General features: G+C 63.0%; 17 protein-coding genes. 4 read left to right on the top strand and 13 right to left on the bottom strand.

The window, feature by feature from the left end:
- Positions 1–65 precede the first annotated feature (65 nt).
- From IB263_RS24995 to cmoA, 4 genes are all read right to left on the bottom strand, one after another.
- Positions 66–1382, bottom strand: coding sequence for a HAMP domain-containing sensor histidine kinase (locus IB263_RS24995; RefSeq protein WP_060521112.1), 1317 nt, complete (start codon positions 1380–1382; stop codon positions 66–68).
- A gap of 4 nt (positions 1383–1386) precedes the next feature.
- Entirely contained in the window at positions 1387–2040 is a 654-nt protein-coding gene (locus IB263_RS24990) for a response regulator transcription factor (protein WP_060521322.1), read from the bottom strand.
- 137 nt (positions 2041–2177) lie between these two features.
- On the bottom strand, positions 2178–2912 hold the full coding sequence (locus IB263_RS24985) for an isoprenylcysteine carboxylmethyltransferase family protein (protein WP_060521111.1): 735 nt from the start codon (positions 2910–2912) through the stop codon (positions 2178–2180).
- Between the two features lie 12 nt (positions 2913–2924).
- Positions 2925–3692 carry a carboxy-S-adenosyl-L-methionine synthase CmoA gene (gene cmoA, locus IB263_RS24980; RefSeq protein WP_060521110.1) on the bottom strand — a complete coding sequence of 256 codons (768 nt, stop codon included), beginning with the start codon at positions 3690–3692 and terminating at the stop codon, positions 2925–2927.
- Between the two features lie 236 nt (positions 3693–3928).
- On the opposite strand from cmoA, the gene IB263_RS24975 reads away from it, so the two are divergent.
- Entirely contained in the window at positions 3929–5227 is a 1299-nt protein-coding gene (locus IB263_RS24975; protein WP_060521109.1) for a S41 family peptidase, read from the top strand.
- Positions 5228–5253: 26 nt separating this feature from the next.
- Here the strand turns inward: IB263_RS24975 and IB263_RS24970 are convergent, their stop codons facing one another.
- Both IB263_RS24970 and IB263_RS24965 read right to left on the bottom strand, forming a co-directional pair.
- Positions 5254–6732 (bottom strand): aspartate aminotransferase family protein, encoded by a 1479-nt coding sequence (locus tag IB263_RS24970; RefSeq protein ID WP_192439219.1) that lies wholly within the window; start codon positions 6730–6732, stop codon positions 5254–5256.
- A gap of 31 nt (positions 6733–6763) precedes the next feature.
- A complete protein-coding gene (locus IB263_RS24965) occupies positions 6764–7612 on the bottom strand; it encodes a class I SAM-dependent methyltransferase (RefSeq protein ID WP_192439218.1) in 849 nt (282 codons plus the stop codon).
- A 236-nt stretch (positions 7613–7848) separates the two neighbouring features.
- Here IB263_RS24965 and IB263_RS24960 point away from each other — a divergent pair, with 236 nt between their 5' ends.
- Positions 7849–9657 (top strand): ABC transporter ATP-binding protein/permease, encoded by a 1809-nt coding sequence (locus IB263_RS24960; protein ID WP_034797910.1) that lies wholly within the window; start codon positions 7849–7851, stop codon positions 9655–9657.
- A 132-nt stretch (positions 9658–9789) separates the two neighbouring features.
- Here the strand turns inward: IB263_RS24960 and IB263_RS24955 are convergent, their stop codons facing one another.
- The gene (locus IB263_RS24955) at positions 9790–10617 is read right to left on the bottom strand and encodes a bifunctional allantoicase/(S)-ureidoglycine aminohydrolase (protein ID WP_110819110.1); all 828 of its coding nucleotides are present in this window, start codon (positions 10615–10617) and stop codon (positions 9790–9792) included.
- Between the two features lie 69 nt (positions 10618–10686).
- Positions 10687–11373: a GntR family transcriptional regulator gene (locus tag IB263_RS24950; RefSeq protein WP_060521105.1), complete on the bottom strand. Its 687-nt coding sequence runs from the start codon at positions 11371–11373 to the stop codon at positions 10687–10689.
- A 192-nt stretch (positions 11374–11565) separates the two neighbouring features.
- On the opposite strand from IB263_RS24950, the gene IB263_RS24945 reads away from it, so the two are divergent.
- Positions 11566–12210 (top strand): flavin reductase family protein, encoded by a 645-nt coding sequence (locus tag IB263_RS24945; RefSeq protein ID WP_060521104.1) that lies wholly within the window; start codon positions 11566–11568, stop codon positions 12208–12210.
- Positions 12211–12213: 3 nt separating this feature from the next.
- Entirely contained in the window at positions 12214–12945 is a 732-nt protein-coding gene (locus tag IB263_RS24940; protein ID WP_192439217.1) for an aspartate/glutamate racemase family protein, read from the top strand.
- A 65-nt stretch (positions 12946–13010) separates the two neighbouring features.
- Here IB263_RS24940 and IB263_RS24935 read toward each other — a convergent pair whose 3' ends face one another.
- From IB263_RS24935 to IB263_RS24915, 5 genes are all read right to left on the bottom strand, one after another.
- On the bottom strand, positions 13011–13658 hold the full coding sequence (locus IB263_RS24935) for a YceH family protein (protein ID WP_060529198.1): 648 nt from the start codon (positions 13656–13658) through the stop codon (positions 13011–13013).
- A gap of 282 nt (positions 13659–13940) precedes the next feature.
- Positions 13941–14921, bottom strand: coding sequence for an ABC transporter ATP-binding protein (locus IB263_RS24930; protein WP_246811081.1), 981 nt, complete (start codon positions 14919–14921; stop codon positions 13941–13943).
- Positions 14918–15904 carry an ABC transporter ATP-binding protein gene (locus tag IB263_RS24925; RefSeq protein WP_034797922.1) on the bottom strand — a complete coding sequence of 329 codons (987 nt, stop codon included), beginning with the start codon at positions 15902–15904 and terminating at the stop codon, positions 14918–14920. Before IB263_RS24925 ends, IB263_RS24930 begins: the two co-directional genes overlap by 4 nt.
- Positions 15901–17385, bottom strand: a complete 1485-nt coding sequence (locus IB263_RS24920; protein ID WP_060610548.1) for an amidohydrolase family protein — start codon at positions 17383–17385, stop codon at positions 15901–15903. The genes IB263_RS24925 and IB263_RS24920 overlap by 4 nt, the downstream gene beginning before the upstream one ends.
- Complete coding sequence (locus IB263_RS24915) at positions 17382–18575, bottom strand: amidohydrolase family protein (protein WP_192439215.1); 1194 nt, start codon at positions 18573–18575, stop codon at positions 17382–17384. Before IB263_RS24915 ends, IB263_RS24920 begins: the two co-directional genes overlap by 4 nt.
- Positions 18576–18577: the final 2 nt, after the last annotated feature.

Raw genomic sequence — 18577 nt, 5'->3', positions numbered from 1 at the left:
CTTTCCTCGCGTGACCTTGATTGCGAGGAACGGAAACGCGACCGGATTGACCGGTCCTGCAGCCGTCAAAGGCGGACTTCGACCTCAAACCCCTGCGTCTTGCCGCGCGCCGGCGAAGCGATGAGCAATTGGCCCTGCATCTGCGCGACCAGCCGCTCAACGATGGCAAGCCCGAGCCCGGAACCGGAGGCCTCGGTCGGCCCGCGGACGAAGCGCTTGGTCAGGTTGGCGCGGACGTCCTCGGCGACAACAGCGCTTTCGTTCGTGACGCGGATACCCATTGGGTCGACATGGAGATCGACCCGGCTGCCCGGCGGACTGTGGATCAGGGCGTTTTCAAGAAGATTGCGCAAGACGATCGCAAAGGCGTCCACGCGGATCGGCCGTTCAAGTACGGTGCCCTTGGCGACCTGAACGTTCAGGCGGTTGGCGCCGAGCGCGGATCGCTCCAGATCCTGCATCACGACCATCAACACCGGCAGCAGATCGTGCTGCTCGTCCGAAATGGCAATCTCCGCTTCGGCGCGCGACATCTGCAGCAACTTCTCGGCAAGCCGGCTCAGATGCACGAGCGCACGTTCAATCTGGGCGGTTCGCGGTTGGTATGCCGGCGGCACCTCGCGCGCCAGCCGTTGGGTTTGCGCGAGCGCACCGGCAATCGGGGTCCGCAGCTCATGGGCGCTGTTCGAGGTGAATTCCCTCTCCGCCTCTAGGCCCGCCTTCAGCCGCGCCAGAAGCAGGTTCACGGAACGCGCGATCGCCCGCAGTTCGCGCGGCAGCGTCGCCTCGTCGATCGGCGCCAGATTACCGCTGTCCTTGGTCAGGATATCGTCGCGCAGCTGCGACACGGGCGACAGCGTGCTGCGAACGACGAAGACGATCGCAAGGATGCTACCCGGTATCAGCACGAGCAGCGGCAAAAGCAGCGCCGTTCCGCCTTCCATGAGCGCTTCTGTGCGATGTTCGATCGCATCGGCAACTTGCACATAGAGTGATCCGTCAGTCGTTCCGGCCGTGTAGATCCGATGGGTGGGGGTCTGCGAGAAGCCGGTCGCAAGGGGAACCGCAAAGGGCTCCGGCGCGCCGTCTTCAAACAGCACGCGGCCGTCGCGGTCGCGCACCTGGTAGGTAAGGAATTGCGAATTGAGCGCGGGCGCCGTAACCGACGCCTGGGCCAAGCCGCTGGGCGCGTCCCTCGTCGTCTCGTTAGCCACGATCTGCAACAATCGTTCGGCGGTTTCCTGCACGCCGCTGTCGAAGATTTCGGTGAACTCGTCCTGCATCACATAGACGCCAAGCCCGAGCGCAACAAACCAAAAGAGGGCGACGACGCTGGTGAGCGCAATGGCCAGTCTGCGGGTCATGCTCCTCTTGTCGGACATGCGATCACCTGAGGCAGTAGCCGAGGCCGCGCACGGTCTCGATCCGGTCAGGCCCGATCTTCTTGCGCAGGCGGCTGATATAGACCTCGACCGTATTGCTTTCGATCTCGGCACCGAAGGCGTAAAGCGCATCGTGCAACTGCGCTTTCGACACGAGGGCGCCGGGATGCGCGGCCAGCTTGTCCAAAACGGCCCATTCCCGAGCGCTCAGGCTCTGGCTGTCGCCATTAACGGCGATCTTGCGGTGAACCTGGTCGATCTCGATGCCGGGCAGCTTGACGGTCGGCGTCGCGTTGCCCGTATAGCGCCTGGAAACGGCCAGCATGCGGGCCGTCAGTTCATTGAGATCGAAGGGCTTGACCAGATAGTCGTCCGCCCCGCTGTTGAGCCCCTCGATCCGGTCGGATATCTGGTCGTGCGCCGTCAGAATGATTACGGGCGTGCCGTCGCCGCGCGCGCGGAGAGAGCGCAGGAGCGTCAGCCCTTCGCCATCGGGCAATCGCAGATCGAGCAGGATCAGTCCGTAGGTTACCGTATCGGTCGCCGCCACCGCATCGAGGATGCGCTTGAACCAATCGACTGCGTGGCCGGCGGCGGCGACATGGTCGCGCAGCGCCTCCCCCAGAACCTGATCGTCTTCGACTAGTAGGACTCTCAAGATATCACCGGACACTTGTTCGTCCTTGCCTAGGGTCGATCGGGGATGGCCGTCAAGTCCTTGAGCGCCCAAGCGGCGAAATGCGGTGAGGCTGCCCGTCTCGGCCGCCGCATACAGGGCGCAAGAATGGGAGGATTTCAGGAGGCGACGGGATCGCGAAAGGCCCCGCGCCTCTTCTTGTAGCTGATCACCGCCGTCGCGATCCCGACCAGAGCCATCGCGCCGCCAAGAACGGCCAGCACGCCAACATTCCGGCCTGATGGCTCGTAGGTCGCGAGCTTGTACATCTCCGTTGCGAGCACCGCGATCATGGCCGCCGAGACGGTCGAATAGTCCTTGCCGACGACACGTCTGATGTTGAACGCCATGCCTTCCGTGGATTGGCTGAAGTTTGAAAGGCGCAGCGCCCAGCGCGGCACGTCACGGCAATAGACCTGATAGGCTTCGCCGAAGGTGCGAAGAAGAAAAGCCTCCTCGGCATAGACAATGCATTGGTACATGAAGGCAAAGAGCCCGATGCCGATCACGATGAGCAGCGGGTTGCCGTGCAGCAGGAAAACGCCACAGTAGAGCAGCATGTTGCCGACATAGAGCGGGTTCCGGCAAACGCCGAACATGCCCTCGGTTACCAGGTCCTTGGCGTAGACCCTCTTTTTCAGGCCGCCACGCTGGATGTACTTATAGCCGACGACCGTCGCGCGAAGCGCGAGGCCGGCCAGAATGACGAGGATCGCGACCGCATCCTTGGCCAGCGTCAGCAGCGGGTTGTCCAACACCAATGCCGGCGGCGGCATCAGCAGGAACAACACCACGATGATCGCGGGAAAAAGCTGGTTGCGGAAGCGGAAGAGAAAATTGCCGATCGCGATCATGGTCGGTCCGTCCTACTTGATCGCGACTATGCCGCAGAAATTATACCAGCGGAAAAAGACCTCGACGCTGCGGAAACCCACTTCCTTCAGCAGCTGGAAATTTTCCTCCAGGCGGTACGGAATGAGGACGTTTTCAAGCGCCTCGCGCTTCCTGGCGATCTCGATCTCGGAATAGCCGTTGCGGCGCTTGTAGTCGTAGTAGTGCTCGATGAACAAGCGGTTGAACGTCGAGTCCTCGCTGGTCAGCTTCTCGACGAGCAGCAGAGCGCCGCGCTCGTTGAGGCCGTCATAGATCGAGCGCATGACGCGCTCGCGGTAGAGGGGGCGCACGAACTGCAGGGTCAGAAGCATCAGGACGACGCTGGCATTGTGGATTTCGATGCCGTGGTGCAGGTCGCCGCCCCTGAGATCAATCGCCCGGTTGGAATTTGCCTGGACGATCTTTTCCTTCGCCTTCTCGATCATGTCGGGAGCGTTGTCGATGCCGACGAAGCGCACGGCGGGATCAACCATGGCGTCGAGCCCGAGCAGCGTCGTCGCGGTCGAGCAACCGATGTCGAAGAGGTTGGTATCGGCTTCGGCAAAGTCGCTGGCGAGTTCGCAAACCATCCGCTGGATTTCGCCGTAGTAGGGAACCGATCGGCTGACCATGTCGTCGAAGACGGCGGCCACGGTTGCATTGAAGGCGAAGTCGCCGACATTCTGGTCCGGTGCGGCGAAAACCTCGTCCCGGCGGTGGCTGTTGTCGTGCACGTGTAGATGCGGGGCCTTGCCAACCATTCGCACTTTCCTTTCTTTTCCGGAACACGCCAAAGGAGAGGGCAATCGCCTCTGTCCCCGGAGCGATCGATGCACCACACAAGCCACCCTAACCTGACACGAACCTGAAAGGTTTGGCCGCCGTGGGTTCGGCAGATCGGGGTGCCGGGCTGGGATCACGGCGTGATCACGCGATTTTGCCGGCAGGTGCGCGCGCTTTTGTCGATAATCGGCGGCGCGAAACCGGAGCAACGACCATGCGGCCGAGACTAAGGTGTACAGCGTTGATCGCCAGCCTCGTCATGTCGACGGCCGCTATGGCGTGGGCCGCGGAGCTGCCACGCTCCGGCGAGCCGACATTCGACCGGGTGATCGAACTCGTGAACGCGAACTTCTATGACGGCAAGGCGCTCGACCGTTTCAATACCACCGCCCAGGCTGAGATCACGGATCCCGTGGCGGCACTATCCAGGACGAGCGCGTCTTCCCGCGTCGATGCGGCGATCGCGTCCGTCCTTGCAAGTCTCGGGGTTTCCCATACCGGACGTTTCAAAGCCGACACGATCGACTATTTCGAGCTCGCCGACATTTTTCGCTTCGCCATCCGTGACGATATGCGGCGTCTTTTTCCGCCGGATGGCGCCGCGCGCTATCCCGGCATCGGCATGGTGACGACGGTTAAGAATGGGCAGCGGTTCGTCAGCGATGTTTACGACGGATCGGCTGCAAAGAAGGCGGGCCTCCTCGTTGGCGACCAGATCCTTTCGGTCGACGGGCAGGCTTATCATGAGATCGGATCCTTCGAAGGTAAGGTCGGCCGCACGGTCGAACTTCGGCTCCGCCGCCACCGCGATGCGGAGCCATTGTCGCTGCAGGTTCCGGTCGAAAGCTTACGACCACTTCAAATGTTCGAGCGCGCGATCGAAGAAAGTGTCGCGCTCATCGAGACCGGCGGCCGGAAGGTCGGCTATGTGCGGCTCTGGACCCTTTCCACGCGAAACGGGCTCAATCTCGTCGCCGAGGCGCTTTCGAGCGGCCGCTTGAAGGATGCGGAAGGCCTCGTCGTCGACCTGCGCGGCCGCTGGGGCGGCGGGCCGGCAGACGCAGCCGAGTTTCTGGTCGGTGGTACGCCGACGTTCCGGCTGATTCCACGCCGGGGCGAAGCCACGCTTGCCAATTTCCGCTGGCAAAAGCCTGTGGTCGCGCTGATCGACAACGGAACCCGCAGCGGCCTCGAACTCTTTGCCTACACGCTGCGGCAACACGGGATCACGCTCGTCGGCGAGCGGACGGCCGGTGCTCTGCTTGCCGGCCGTGCCTATGTGCTACCGGACGACACCCTCTTGGAAGTGGCGGTTTCGGATGCGGTCATCGGCGACGAGCTAAGGCTTGAGGCGGTGGGCATCGCGCCGGATGTGCAGATGGCCTTTCCGCTTGCCTATGCGGCCGGCAAGGATCCGCAGCGGGAAGCCGCGATCGCTGAGATGGTTCGCGTGCTCCAAGCCACGCCGGCGCCAGAAACCCTGCCGGCGCAAGAACCGGCCGCAACCCGGTGACGCTTGGAGCCTCGCAGAACTATGTGTCAGTCGATGCCGCCGCCTGCGACAATCTCCCGTCCGAGTCTCACAACTTCGCGCACAAACAGGTCCAGGTCCTCCCGTCGCGTCCGGTGATTGTTGACTGCCACGCGCAGGCAATGCTCGCCGTGTACCGTCGTGTCGGAGATGACGGCGGTCCCCTCGTCCTGAAGCCGCAGCATGATTTCCGTGTTCAGCGCCTTCAATCGCTCAGCCGTCATTTCCTCCGGATGGTAACGGAAGCAGACGATGTTGATGTTGGTCGGCGCCACGAGTTCGAGTTGGGGCTCTGCCTCGACGAGGCCGCTCAGATAATGGCCTTGAGCAACATTCTGGTCGACGAGGCGACCAAACTTCTCGATGCCGTGCTCCATCAGCGACATCCAGATTTTCAGGGCACGAAAACCACGCGACGTCTGCAGGCCATAGTCATAGAGCCAGGGCGCCGAAGCGAGACCCCGCACGGTCGACTCCAGATATTCCGGCGTAACGGCGAAGGTGCCGCGGTGTGCGGCCGCATCGCGAACGAGGACGCAGCCTGCCTCGAAGGGCGCATGCAGCCATTTATGCGGGTCCAGCGCGATGGAATCTGCCCTTTCGATGCCTGCGACACGCCAGGCATTCTCGGGCGCGATCCGGAGCAGAGCGCCGATGCAGCCGTCGACGTGGAGCCAGAGGCCAAACTCTGCAGCCAGATCGGCGAGAGCCTGGATGTCATCGATGGCGCCGGTATTCACCGTTCCGGCATTGGCGATGATGCAGATGGGCAGCCGACCGGACGCGCGATCCTGCTCGATCGCACGGCGCAAGGCCGCGATATCGATGCGCAACTCGGCATCCGTCGCAACGCGCCGGAGGGCCCGGTCGCCGAGGCCGAACAGTTCCACCGCCTTGCGATGGCAACTGTGGCTCTGGTCCGAACCGTAGAAGCAGAGCGGCCGATCGCCGATGCCATGCGCACGCACATCGATCCCGGCTTTGACGTTGCGGGCAACCGTCAGGCCGACAATGTTGGCGACCGAGCCGCCGCTGACGAGCGTGCCGCTGGCCGTCGTCGGAAACCCCAGCATTTCCTTGCACCAATTGACGACCTGTTGGTCCATGAGTGCGGCGGCATGGTTGCCGCCGCCGACGTTCGACCCCTGAACGGCCGCAAGAAATTCGCCAAGCGCCCCGGTGAAGTTTCCCGACCCCATGTACCAGGCCCAGAAGCGGGGGTGGATGTTGCCCATGGGATAGCCGAGCACGTTTTCCGCGACCGACGCGTAGATCTCTTCGAGCGGCTTTGGTGTCCTGGGAAGCGGGGTAGAAAAGCTCTCCCGCACCATATCGGGCATGTTGCGCCATGCCGGCCGTTCCCGGACCTGGCTGAGGTAGTCTATCGCATCGTCGACGATGCGATGCGACAGAGCCCGCAATTCGGCCCAGTCTTTCGGGTCGAGCGTTTCCTCCACCCTGCTGGACGCTGCCGATCGCTTGTCCATGGAAACCTCCCCTCCCCGTCGTTCCCTTCTGCTATCGTCGCGTGCCGGCGATGATCGTTGCCGTCGCGCGCAGTTCCACCTTGCCCGCCCGGATCGCCTGGCCTGCCAGATCGAGAACCTCGCTGCGGATGCGGTTGCGCGTCTGGTCATCCGCCTGTGCCAGTCCGGCGACGACGGGTGCGGCGATCTCGGTCATGAAGGCCCAGTAGTCCTCCGGGGTCTCGTGGACCATCGTGGTGGTGACCTCCTCCTCGTGGATGTCGTGCAATCCCGCATCCTCGAAAACGGCCTTCATCAGGCCTGCGGACGCGCAGCGAAACAGGCCGGGCGCGCCGGCCGGAGGCTTCGGCATGTCGACGTGCCGGGCGATCGTCGCCATGATCGTCGTTGCCCAAGCGTTCTTTTCCGGTGCACCCCACACGGCAGCGCATACACGCGACTGGGGCTTTGCGACCCTCGTCAACTGTTGGGCTGCCGCTGCAACGTCGGGAAAAAACATGAAACCGAACCGGCAGAGGACGGCGTCGAATGTTGCTTCCGGAAACGGCAAGGCGCCAGCGTCGCAGGCCCTCGTTTCGAAATTCGCAAGACCGCGATGCCTGGCGTTCTCCGTCGCCACCTGCAACATGCGCTCTGAAAGGTCGGTGACAGTCACGCGGCCCTTCGGTATCGACGCCGCCACCGTCAGGCCTGGTTCTCCAGTTCCCGCAGCGACGTCAAGCACCCGGTCGCCGTCCTTGATGGCCGCCTGCCGGATCATTGCCTCGCCGAAGGGGGCGAGCCATCCAAGCACCAGTGCGTCCCACTTCTTCCAGCCGGCGGAGAAGCGGTCCCAGGTCTCTCTTTGCTGATCGCGGATTTGATCGAGATGCGCCGACATGCAGGCTCCTCCCTCGGTGCCGTGTTCCGACCTCGCTCACGAAACTATGAACCCTCTGCGGAGGGTTGCAATTCAACTTTCCCGCCGCAATTCGGGCAGTGTGCCGCATTGTCACGGATTTTACGATCCGCGCTGTGACCCCGGTTACATGTGGGCGCAGACAATCCGCGCTAGGGAGAGAGGGTAAGGCAGGCTATATTCTACTCGAGGAGACCGGGAAGGAGAGATTCGCACCGATGTCGAACCGGACGAACGGCAAAAATAGCGGCCGGATAGAACCCAGCGACGAACAATCCCTCGGTGATCAATTGCGGATGATGCATCGGGCCTTCATGGCCTCGCCACTGCGCAACAAGATCATCTGGCTGAGCATAAGCATCATCGTTGTCATCGTTGTGACAGCCTTTGGTCAGATCATCCTCAACCGATGGTACAAGCCGTTCTACGACACGCTCGAGCGACGCGACCTTCCGGCCTTTCTCCATCAGCTCGTCGTCTTCGCCCAGATCGCCGGCGTGCTCCTCGTTCTAAATGTTTTGCAAACCTGGCTCGGCCAGGTCATCAAGCTGCGCTTGCGCGAAGGCCTGACCCAGGACCTGATCACCGAATGGATGCGCCCGACGCGCGCGTTCCGGCTGGCGAATGCCGGCGCCATCGGCATCAACCCGGACCAGCGAATCCATGAGGACGCGCGCCACCTGACCGATCTCTCGGCCGGACTTTCGATCGGCCTCTTCCAATCCGGTATTCTGCTGGTGAGCTTTATCGGCGTGCTGTGGTCACTGTCCGACGGTTTCGTCTTCCATGTCGCGAGCTATTCCTTCGACATTCCCGGCTACATGGTCTGGGCCGCGATCCTCTATGCGGGCACCGCCTCCTGGCTGAGCTGGCTCGTCGGCCGGCCTCTGGTGGCGCTCAATGGCGAACACTATGCCCGGGAGGCGGCGCTGCGCTTCTCGCTGATGCGCGTCAACGAACATATCGAGGCCGTTTCGCTTTCATCAGGCGAGGCCAATGAGAAAAAGCGGCTGCAGCGCGACCTCGCCTCGGTGCTCGAGATCAGCTACGGCCTGCTGCGTGCGGTTACGCGGCTCACCTGGGTGACCGGCGGCTATGGCTGGATCACCGTCGTCGCACCGATCGTCATTGCTGCACCGGTCTATTTCGCCGGCGACCTGAGCTTCGGTGGGTTGATGATGGCCGTCGGCGCTTTCAATCAGGTGCATGCGTCGCTGCGGTGGTTCGTCGACAATATCGGCGCGATCGCCGACTGGCGCGCTACATTGCTGCGCGTCGCCGCCTTCCGCTCGGCGCTCTTGATGACCGACGAACGGCATGAGGGCGACAAGCGCATCGACTTCAGGACCTCCGATACGCCGCAGATGAGCTTCGACAACATCGAAATCGTCTCGCCGACCGGCTGCATCCAGCTTCGCGAGCCGAGCGTCACCATTGATCCGGGCGAACGCGTGCTCGTCACCGGCGCGCCTGAGGTCGAAAAGGCGCCGTTCTTCCGCGCGATCGCCGGGCTCTGGCCCTGGGGGCACGGCCGCATTGCACTGCCGGTTGACGACGGCCTCGCCTTTGTGCCGAAGTCTCCCTATTTCCCGCCGGGCACGCTTGGAGAAGTGCTCGCCTATCCGAGCCCGCCCGATACCTACAGCAAGGGCGAACTCGCCGCCGTTCTCTCGAAGGTCGGCCTTGGCCGCCTGAGCGGCCGGCTCGACCAGGATGCGCGAAAGCAGATGAACCTCAGCGAGGCCGAGCAGCGCCTCCTCGCCATCGCTAGGCTCAGCCTGCACAAGCCGCGCTGGCTGATCATCGACGAAGCGCTCGATACCCTTGAGGACGACGCCTACCAGCGCGTGCTGAAGTTCATGGACGACGAGCTTCAAGGTGTTGCGATCGTCAACATCGGACGCACCGAACGCGGCAGCGACTTCTTTACCCGCGTGCTCCACCTCGACAAGAACCCGACCGGCAACACGCTCAGGCGTCTCCAGCCGCGCAGCCTGCAGCCGGCCGATCCGCAACTGGTGGACTGATAGTCCGGTCCACGGTTGGCAAACGGCGAAGCGCTGAGGGCCAGGATCTGGAAACGGCTTTATCTGGCGGAAAAAAAGAAAAACCGCGCAATCCCTGGAATGCGCGGTTTTTCTTGGCCCAAGGTGAACTACTCAGCGTGATTTCAGCTTCATGTGGCGGTTCACGTCCTTGTATAGCAGGTAGCGGAACTTGCCCGGACCGCCAGCATAGCAGGCTTGAGGGCAGAAAGCGCGCAGCCACATGTAATCGCCGGCCTCGACCTCGACCCAGTCCTGATTGAGCCGGTAGACGGCCTTGCCTTCGAGCACATAAAGGCCGTGTTCCATCACGTGCGTCTCGGCAAAGGGAATGATCGCGCCGGGCTCGAAGGTGACGATCGTCATGTGCATGTCGTGGCGCAGGTCCGTCGGGTCGACGAAGCGGGTCGTTGCCCACTTGCCTTCCGTGCCCGGCATCGGCGACGGGGTGATTTCGGCCTCGTTGGTGAAGAAGGCCTCCGGCGTGGGCAGGCCATCGACGTACTCGTAAGCCTTGCGCACCCAGTGGAAGCGAACGATCGCTTCACTTCCGTTGCGAACGGTCCAGTTGCTCGCCGGCGGAATGAAGGCGAAGCCGCCCGGCTGCATCTTATGCGCCTTCCCGTCGAGCGTGATGGTCAATTCGCCCTCGACGACGAAGATCGCGCCCTCGGCGCCTTCGTCGAGTTCCGGCCGGTCGCTGCCGCCGCCCGGAGCGATTTCCATGATATATTGTGAAAATGTTTCAGCAAAACCGGAGAGCGGCCGGGACAGTATCCACAGCCGGGTCTTGTCCCAGAACGGCAAATAGCTGGTGACGATGTCCATCATCGTCCCCTTCGGAATCACCGCATAGGCTTCGGTGAAGACCGCGCGATCCGAAAGGAGTTGGGTTTGGGGCGGGTTGCCGCCATGCGGCGCATAGTAACTACGGTTGGTCATATCTTCCTTCAGTCTGCTTGCAGGCACCGCCTCCTCTAAAGTGCGGTGCAATGGGTCGCGCGCGCCGCATCAAAGCAATGCGGTGCGAAGATCGCGGGGCTGGTCTTTCTCCTCGTCCAGGTCCAGCTCCGCTTCGACGTGGTTCAGGTGCTCGGCCATTTCCTTGATCGCGCTCGCGACGTCGCGTGACGCGATGTACTCGACCACGGCCAGATGTTCGTCCGGTCCGCAATTGTGCAGGTGGTTCGACCGGTACATTGCGGTGATCAGGGATGTCCGGGACACGAGGTCGCGCAGGATACCGAAGAGGAAGGCAGACCCCGAAAGCTCCGCGAGCAACAGGTGGAAACCACCGGAAAGCCGAACGATATCAGAGAGATTGCCGGATCGGCCGGCAATGCGCTCCTCTTCGATATGGGCGCGCAACCGGACGATATCCTTGGGATTGGCGCGCTCGCAAAGCCGCTCGACGACCCGCTGTTCGATCGCCCTGCGGGCAACGAAGACATCGCGTGCCTCGTCTACCGAAGGCTCGGAGACGAAGGCGCCCCGGTTCGGCATGATCGTCACTAGGCCATCGCGCTCGAGCGCGGTCAGTGCCTGGCGGATGCGAGCCCTGCTGACGGAGAATATTTCGGCAAGTTGTTCTTCTTTCAATCGCGTTCCCGGCCGTAGCCGACGCTCTGCAATCGCAAGCCAGATCTTCTCGCAAATGATCGCCGTCGGAGCACCGGCGACTTCGTCCGCGTTATACATGAAATCTCCCTTAGCCGTTCGCTTACTCTCGCCGTGCGGCGCTCAAAGTCAATTCCATCCGCTGCAGTTAGATATTGACTACAAAATTGTAGACAATATTGTGTACCGCAACTTGATGTGCAATGGCAACCGCTTAAACACGACCGTGCGACCGGCAAATAGACCGGGCCGCGGCGCCAATTGAGAGCTCCGATGGACTTCGATTTCACAGAACTGCCGGCCCAGGACCGTTACCGCCTGCTGACGAACTTCATCGGTCCGCGACCGATCGCGCTGGTCTCGACGCTCTCTCCGAGCGGACAGGACAATGCCGCGCCGATGAGCTTTTTCAATGTCTTCTCGCACGACCCGCCGATCGTCATTCTCGGTATCCAGACCCGCCCGAACGGGGAAGAGAAGGACACGGTCGCCAATATCCGGCGCACCAACGAGTTCGTCGTCAACATGGTGGACATGGCGATCGCCGACCAGATGCTGGTCTGCGGCCTGTCCTTCGAGCCGGATGTCGACGAAGTGGCAATCGCCGGACTGACGGCGGCTGACGGCCTCAAGGTCAGCGCCCGCCGCATCGTCGAGTCACCCTGCTCGATGGAATGCCGCGTTGAGCGGCTGATCGAATATGACCGCCGCGTCATCGTTCTCGGGGAGGTCGTGCATATGCACGTGCGTAAGGACTGCCTCGACGAGGAAGGCCGCTACGTCGACCCGTCCCAATACCAGCCGATCGCACGGCTGCACGCCAACAACTACATCACATCGGATCGTCAGTTCGTCATGCCGACGCCCGATATTACCGCCTATGCCCCCCCTGCAAACGCCATGCGGAAGACGAGCTGATCCATGCGTATCCTGCTGATCAATCCGAACTCCACCCGCTCGATGACCGAACAGGCGCATCGCAGCGCCGAGCGCGTCGCTGCAGCCGACACCCAGCTCGAATCGATCAACCCGACATCGAGCCCAGCCAGCATCGAAGGCCATGCCGACGAAGCGATGGCTGTGCCAGCGATGCTTGCGGAAATCCGCAAAGGCGAAGCGCGCGGCATCGATGCCTATGTAATCGCCTGCTTCGACGATCCCGGACTTGGCGCTGCACGCGAGATCGCTCGCGGTCCGGTCATCGGCATCTGTCAGGCGGCCGTGCAGGTGGCGATGAACATTGCGACCCGCTTTACGATCATCACCACCCTGCCCCGCTCCGTGCCGATCATCGAGGACCTCGCCGAGGCCTACGGTGCCGGCCATCGCTGCCGAAAGGTGCGATCGGTCGACATGCCCGTGCTGGCGCTGGAGGAGGATCTGGCCCACACCGAGGAGATGCTGGTTCAGGAGATCCTGAAAGCACGCCAGGAGGATGGCGCCGAAGCGATCATCCTCGGCTGTGCCGGCATGTCTGAGCTCTGCGACCGCCTGAAGGCGCGTACCGGCATGCCTGTGATCGACGGCGTGACGGCAGCCGTGAAGCTTGCCGAGGCGCTCGTCGGGGGCGGCTATGCCACCTCGAAGGTCGGCGCCTACGACTATCCGCGCGCCAAGGAAGCGCCGGCCCGCCGGCTGGTCGACGCCAGCTGAGCGCATCCGAATATGTCACCGGACGCACATGGCGCCCGGGACATTTTGTTTCCGGCGCCGTGCTGTCAGCGCGTCAGGGCGTCAAGCTGCTCCTCGAGCGTCGCCACCTTCCGCTCAAGCGCTTCCAGTCGTTCTTCGAGAGCCGATAGGGCCGAACCGCTCGGCGCCGACGACACGGCCGCCCTTTCGGCAGGCTGCTCGACTTCACCACACAAGAGATGCGCGAAGCGGTCTTCGCGCTGGCCGGCACCCCGGTTCAGTTGAACGATGAGCGGCGGCCGGCGGCCCATCATCAGATCCAGATTGTCCTTCAGCTCCTCGATCGACGAGAACCGCGCCATGCGCTCGCTGCGCGCCCAAAGCTCGTAGGCCGTCTGCGGGCCGCGCAGAAGAAGCAGGCCGAGCACGACGATCTGCGGCGACGTCAGCGAGAAGCGGTTGGCTGCGAGGTGCTCGTAGCGCTCGACCCGCGAGGCAAATGCTTGCCGGACCAACCCTTTCTGCCCCAGAGACGAGAGAGCGCGGTGGATCTCGACCTGCTCGAGCGCCATGACGGGATCGCGCGCCGTTTTCTGGTTGGCAGCCGAATGCGCCGAATTGAGCGTCAGCGGATAGACGTCGGGCGTCGTTTCCTTCTTCTCGATCAGGCATCCGAGAACGCGGGCTTCAACGGCATTGAGGACGGGGAAATCGGTGTCGGAGGTCGTGTTCATAAGCCAACTCTTCAAATCAACGCATTTCGATCCCGGCCGGATATCCCGAGCGGGAAGCGGTCCGACCATTGGCCCCTACCCTAACGTGAGTGCTTGAGCCCGGGAATGGTCATCGGTCTATTTCGTTGAATTCCGGTTAGCAGCCTAGCATTTGCCTTCCGACAGCGATGCGAAAAGGGCATGGGAATTGCTTGGCGCAAATACTGAAATTGCCGGCGGTAAAAAAGAGGCTCCGCGACTGGTACGACACGGAGCCCAAGTCTTCAGGGAAAGAGGTTGGCGTTACGCTGCGTTGATCACCTTCACAGTTTCTTCGATGCGGTGGCAGGCGGCACGCGAGCCGTCAGCGAAGCTGCGCATCTCCGGCCGCTCGCTCTTGCAGCGCTGGTCTGCAAACGGGCAACGCGGATGGAAGGTACAGCCGGACGGCGGGTTCAGCGGGCTCGGCACTTCGCTCGCCGCAATGCTGCGCCCGCGCTTTGGATGGGTAATATCCGGGATCGTCTCCAGCAGCAGCTGGGTATAGGGATGCCTCGGATTGGCAAAGAGCGTCTCGGTGTCGGCCTCCTCGACGATGCGTCCGAGATACATCACGGCGATCCGGTCCGACATGTGGCGAACCACGCTCATGTCGTGGCTGATGAACAGATAGGTCAGCCCCATCTCGTCCTGCAGCTTGCGCATGAGGTTGAGGATCTGCGCCTGGACCGACACGTCGAGCGCCGAGGTCGGCTCGTCGCAGACGAGGAACTCCGGCTCGCCGGCAAGCGCGCGGGCAATCGAGATACGCTGGCGCTGGCCTCCCGAAAACTCGTGCGGGAACTTGGCACCGTCCGAAGGCGCAAGGCCGACGATCGTCAGCAGTTCGCCGACCCGGTCCATGATCTCGGCTTCGGAGTTGCGCAGCTTCAACTCGCGCAGCGGTTCGGCGATGATGTTGCGCACCCGCCAGCGCGGATTGAGGCTTGCATAGGGATCCTGGAAGATCATTTGGGCCGAGAGCGGCTCGCCGTTCTTGCTCGGTGCAAACCGCACCTCGCCTTCGCTGGCGCGATAAAGACCTGTGACCAGCCGCGCCACCGTCGACTTGCCGCAGCCAGATTCGCCGACGAGGCTCAGACAGCCGCCCATGGGCACGCTGAAGCTGATGTCGTCCACGGCGCGCACGAACTGCCGCGGTTTGCGCTCGATGACGCGGTTCAGCCAGGGTGCCGAAACGTCGAAGTTGCAGGTCAGGTCGTTGACCGTCAGGGCATCACTCATAGCACTCCTCCTGCATTGAGCCAGCATGCGGCGACGCCGGTCCCGACCGGCGCCGGTTCGGGCCTATCCTTGCGGCAACGCGGCCCGGCATCCGGGCAGCGCGGGTTGAAGGCGCAGCCGGCGGGGATCGCGTTCAACCGCGGCATGGAACCGTCGATCTGGTTCAGCCGCTCGACGCGGCGGCCAAGCGCCGGGATCGAGCCCATGAGGCCCCGCGTATAGGGATGACGGGCGTTTTTCAGCACCTCGGCGACAGGGCCGATTTCGACGAGCCGCCCGGCATACATGACCGCGACGCGATCGGCCGTCTCGGCAATCACGCCCATGTCGTGGGTGACGAGCATGACCGCCGTTCCGTGATCATCGCAAAGACGGCGAAGCAGCGAGGTGATCTGCGCTTGGATCGAGACGTCGAGCGCCGTCGTCGGTTCGTCGGCGATGATCAGCTTCGGTTCCGCGGCAAGTGCCAGGGCAATGACGACGCGTTGGCGCATGCCACCCGAGAACTGATGCGGATAGTGGTCATAGCGTGCCTCGGGCGCCGGAATGCCAACTTCCTTCAGGAGCTGGATCGCCCGCGCCTTGGCATCGGCCTTGGAAAGCTTCAGGTGAAGGCGGATGGTCTCAACAAGCTGCGCCCCGACGGTGAAGAGCGGGTTCAGCGAGGTCAACGGATCCTGGAAGATCGCACCGATCTGACGGCCGCGCACCTGCTGCATCTGCTTGTCGTCGAGCTGGTCGATGCGGCGGCCGCCGACCCAGACCTCGCCGCCGGAAATGCGGCCAGGCGGCTCCAGAAGACCCTGGACGGCAAGACCGGTCATCGACTTCCCGGCGCCGGATTCACCAACGACGCCAAGAATTTCGCCGGGGCGAATGCTGAGCGAAACGTCGGATAGCGCCTGCACCGTTCCATGGCGGCCAGGGAATTCGACGCAGAGACCGCGCACGTCGAGCACGGCCGATGAGGTATGTTCAGTCATCGCTGCACCTCCAATGGGTAGCTCGGCGGGAAGATCTCGCTGACAGGCGGGTGACCGAAGCTCCGCTCCGGATACTTGGCAATCAGGCCATCGAACTGGACCTGTGCCTGCGCGCGTGCCGCGTTCATGTCGAAGCCTGCCACCTCGCCATCGCGCATCGACAGACGGCCATCGACGAAGACCGCCTTGGTGACGCGTCCGGAACCACCGACGACGAGCGTCGTGATCGGATCGATCGCCGGCGCCATGTGATGGTCCATGAGATCGAACACGGCAATATCGGCACGGGCGCCCGTTTCCAGGCGACCGAGATCCGAGCGACCGAGGGCCTTGGCGCCGCCAAGTGTCGCAGCATCAAAGAGATCGGCGCAGCTGACGGCTGACGGGTCGCCTTCGACGACGCGGGCAGCGATCAGGCCGACGAGTAGGTTCATCAGCATGTCCGGCGGCGTCGTATCGGTGCCCATGGCAATATTGACGCCGCGGGCCTTGACCGAGCGGAACGAGTTGAGCGTGCTTCCGCCGCGGGCCGAAACCAGCGGGCAGTGCACGATACTCACGCCGTTTTCGGCATAGAGACGCAGATCGTTGTCGGTCGCCTGGGTCGCATGCGGCGCAATCAGCCGGTCGCTCAAGAAACCGAAGCTCGCCAGCCATTCCGGCGCCGTCTTGCCATGCAGGCGGCGGACGGTGTCGACCTCCATCGTGCCCTGCGCAGCATGAAGCCGGATCGGGCAATTGAGGTCGCGCGCCGCATCGGCGGTGCGCACCAGCAGTTTCTCGGTGCAGGTTTCCACCCGGTCGGGAGCCAGCAGGCCCTTCACCAGGCCACCATGGCGACCTTCATGGTCACGGATGAAGCCAATCGCGTCGTCAAGGCCCTTCAGACCCCTTGCCTCGTCGAAGATCGCTTCGAGCTGACCCGGCGCCGTCACCATCATGCCGCCGGCGCGATAGGCCGGGCTCAGATAAACGCGAAGACCCAGGTCACCTGCGGCGTCGGATGCGGCGGCGAATTCAGCAACGGTCTCGCCCCATTCACGATAGAAAAGCGAGGCGATCGGCGCTGCGGTGGTGATGCCATTCAAGAGAAGCTGCGCGAAGGCGAAGCGCTTCTGGAACGCCAGCTCCTCCTGCGTGTACATCTCATAGGGGCCGCGCTCGATGTAGCTCAGCGGCCAGACGCGACCCTTGGCCCAACCAGGCTGATGGTCGATCGCTAAGATCGTCGTGTCGAGATCAGACAGCGCATCGAGGTCGATGAGCCCGGGGCTGATCATGGCTGCGCCGAGATCGATGCGGCGTGCCACCTCTCCTTCGAAACGTGGGCCGACATAGAGCAGCGTGCCGCCCTCGATGACGACTTCGCCGTTCGGGATCAGCCGGTGCGAACCGTCGCGGTGCCCGAGCACCCATTGTGCTGTCAGAAGCGTGCGTCCTTCGGCGCGCTCACCGAGCGTCAAATCCTTGATGTTGGTCATGGGATCGCCACCTCCGCAACGCCGTTGCGGGCGACGACGCGGCCACGCTTGACGACCAGCGGCCGCGGCGCGACGTCGACGACGGCATGCGCCAGCGTCTCGCCGGTGAGCAGGGTGAAATCGGCATCGCAGCCAACATCGAGGCCATATCCCTTGATATCCATGACGTCGGCGCCGCCCTTGGAGCAGACGTAAAGCGCATGTTCGAGATCGACGTCGCGGCGCAGGCCGTTCTTCATGCCGAGGATGCGGGCACGATCCATCATGTCGGGTTGGCCCCACGGACCCCAGGTGTCGCGGATACCGTCGCAGCCGGCAGCAACCTTCACGCCGGCATCCTTCAGACGCAGGATCGAAGGCACGGTCGAAGACGGAGAGCCTGTCGTGACGATACGGATATCGAGTTCGGCGATCTGTTCGATGAGACCGCCGACGCGCAGATAATCCGGTGCGCCGAGCGCAAAGGCGTGGCTGATTGCGACCTTGCCCTGCATGCCGATCGCGCGGATGCGCTCGAACATCATCTCCATGCTGAAGGCGCCGAGTTCGCCCTGCTCATGCAGGTGAATGTCGATCGGCTTTCCATGTTTTTCGGCAAGGCCGAAGATCGCGTCGAGATGGCCCTTCGGGTCGCGATCGATGCCACAGGGGTCAATGCCGCCAAGGACTTCCGCGCCATTGCTCAGAGCCTTGTCGAGCAACTCGACAGTGCCGGGCCGCGTGACGAGGCCCGACTGCGGGAATGCGACGACCTCGATATCGATGACATCTTTCAGCACCTGGCGGGTCTCGATGATGCCTTCCATCAGCCGAAGGCCGTGGGTGGTGTCGATGTCGACATGGCTGCGGATGTGGCTTGCGCCATTGGCAGCGAGCATGATCGCCTGGCGCATGGACTGACGGTGCGGGTCAATGCCGATTTCCAGCCGCTTTTCGCGTTCGAAATCGATGCGTTCGCGCAGCGTTGCGGTCTTGGCGTTGACGTGCCAGGGCATGCCCCAGACCGACTTGTCGAGATGGGTATGCGCCTCGATCAGACCGGAGATCACGATATGACCGTTGCCGTCTTCCACGGCCACGCCATCGGCGGCGAGGCCCTTGCCGAAGGCGGCGATCTTGCCGTCGCGCACGAGGATGTCGGTCGCTTCGCCGGCATTGGGCCTGACGTTACGGATCAGGAGATTGGACATCA

This window comes from Ensifer sp. ENS03 (assembly GCF_014852035.1).
Taxonomy (GTDB): domain Bacteria; phylum Pseudomonadota; class Alphaproteobacteria; order Rhizobiales; family Rhizobiaceae; genus Ensifer; species Ensifer adhaerens.
The sequence above is the reverse complement of the archived record's forward strand: the minus strand, read 5'-3'. Positions and strand labels throughout refer to the sequence as shown.

Bases quoted from the DNA above. Each gene is read 5' to 3' on its own strand.
- IB263_RS24995 (WP_060521112.1), bottom strand. From the start codon at position 1,382: ATGTCCGACAAGAGGAGCATGACCCGCAGACTGGCCATTGCGCTCACC.
- IB263_RS24985 (WP_060521111.1), bottom strand. From the start codon at position 2,912: ATGATCGCGATCGGCAATTTTCTCTTCCGCTTCCGCAACCAGCTTTTT.
- cmoA (WP_060521110.1), bottom strand. From the start codon at position 3,692: ATGGTTGGCAAGGCCCCGCATCTACACGTGCACGACAACAGCCACCGC.
- IB263_RS24975 (WP_060521109.1), top strand. From the start codon at position 3,929: ATGCGGCCGAGACTAAGGTGTACAGCGTTGATCGCCAGCCTCGTCATG.
- IB263_RS24970 (WP_192439219.1), bottom strand. From the start codon at position 6,732: ATGGACAAGCGATCGGCAGCGTCCAGCAGGGTGGAGGAAACGCTCGAC.
- IB263_RS24965 (WP_192439218.1), bottom strand. From the start codon at position 7,612: ATGTCGGCGCATCTCGATCAAATCCGCGATCAGCAAAGAGAGACCTGG.
- IB263_RS24960 (WP_034797910.1), top strand. From the start codon at position 7,849: ATGTCGAACCGGACGAACGGCAAAAATAGCGGCCGGATAGAACCCAGC.
- IB263_RS24955 (WP_110819110.1), bottom strand. From the start codon at position 10,617: ATGACCAACCGTAGTTACTATGCGCCGCATGGCGGCAACCCGCCCCAA.
- IB263_RS24950 (WP_060521105.1), bottom strand. From the start codon at position 11,373: ATGTATAACGCGGACGAAGTCGCCGGTGCTCCGACGGCGATCATTTGC.
- IB263_RS24945 (WP_060521104.1), top strand. From the start codon at position 11,566: ATGGACTTCGATTTCACAGAACTGCCGGCCCAGGACCGTTACCGCCTG.
- IB263_RS24940 (WP_192439217.1), top strand. From the start codon at position 12,214: ATGCGTATCCTGCTGATCAATCCGAACTCCACCCGCTCGATGACCGAA.
- IB263_RS24935 (WP_060529198.1), bottom strand. From the start codon at position 13,658: ATGAACACGACCTCCGACACCGATTTCCCCGTCCTCAATGCCGTTGAA.
- IB263_RS24930 (WP_246811081.1), bottom strand. From the start codon at position 14,921: ATGAGTGATGCCCTGACGGTCAACGACCTGACCTGCAACTTCGACGTT.
- IB263_RS24925 (WP_034797922.1), bottom strand. From the start codon at position 15,904: ATGACTGAACATACCTCATCGGCCGTGCTCGACGTGCGCGGTCTCTGC.
- IB263_RS24920 (WP_060610548.1), bottom strand. From the start codon at position 17,385: ATGACCAACATCAAGGATTTGACGCTCGGTGAGCGCGCCGAAGGACGC.
- IB263_RS24915 (WP_192439215.1), bottom strand. From the start codon at position 18,575: ATGTCCAATCTCCTGATCCGTAACGTCAGGCCCAATGCCGGCGAAGCG.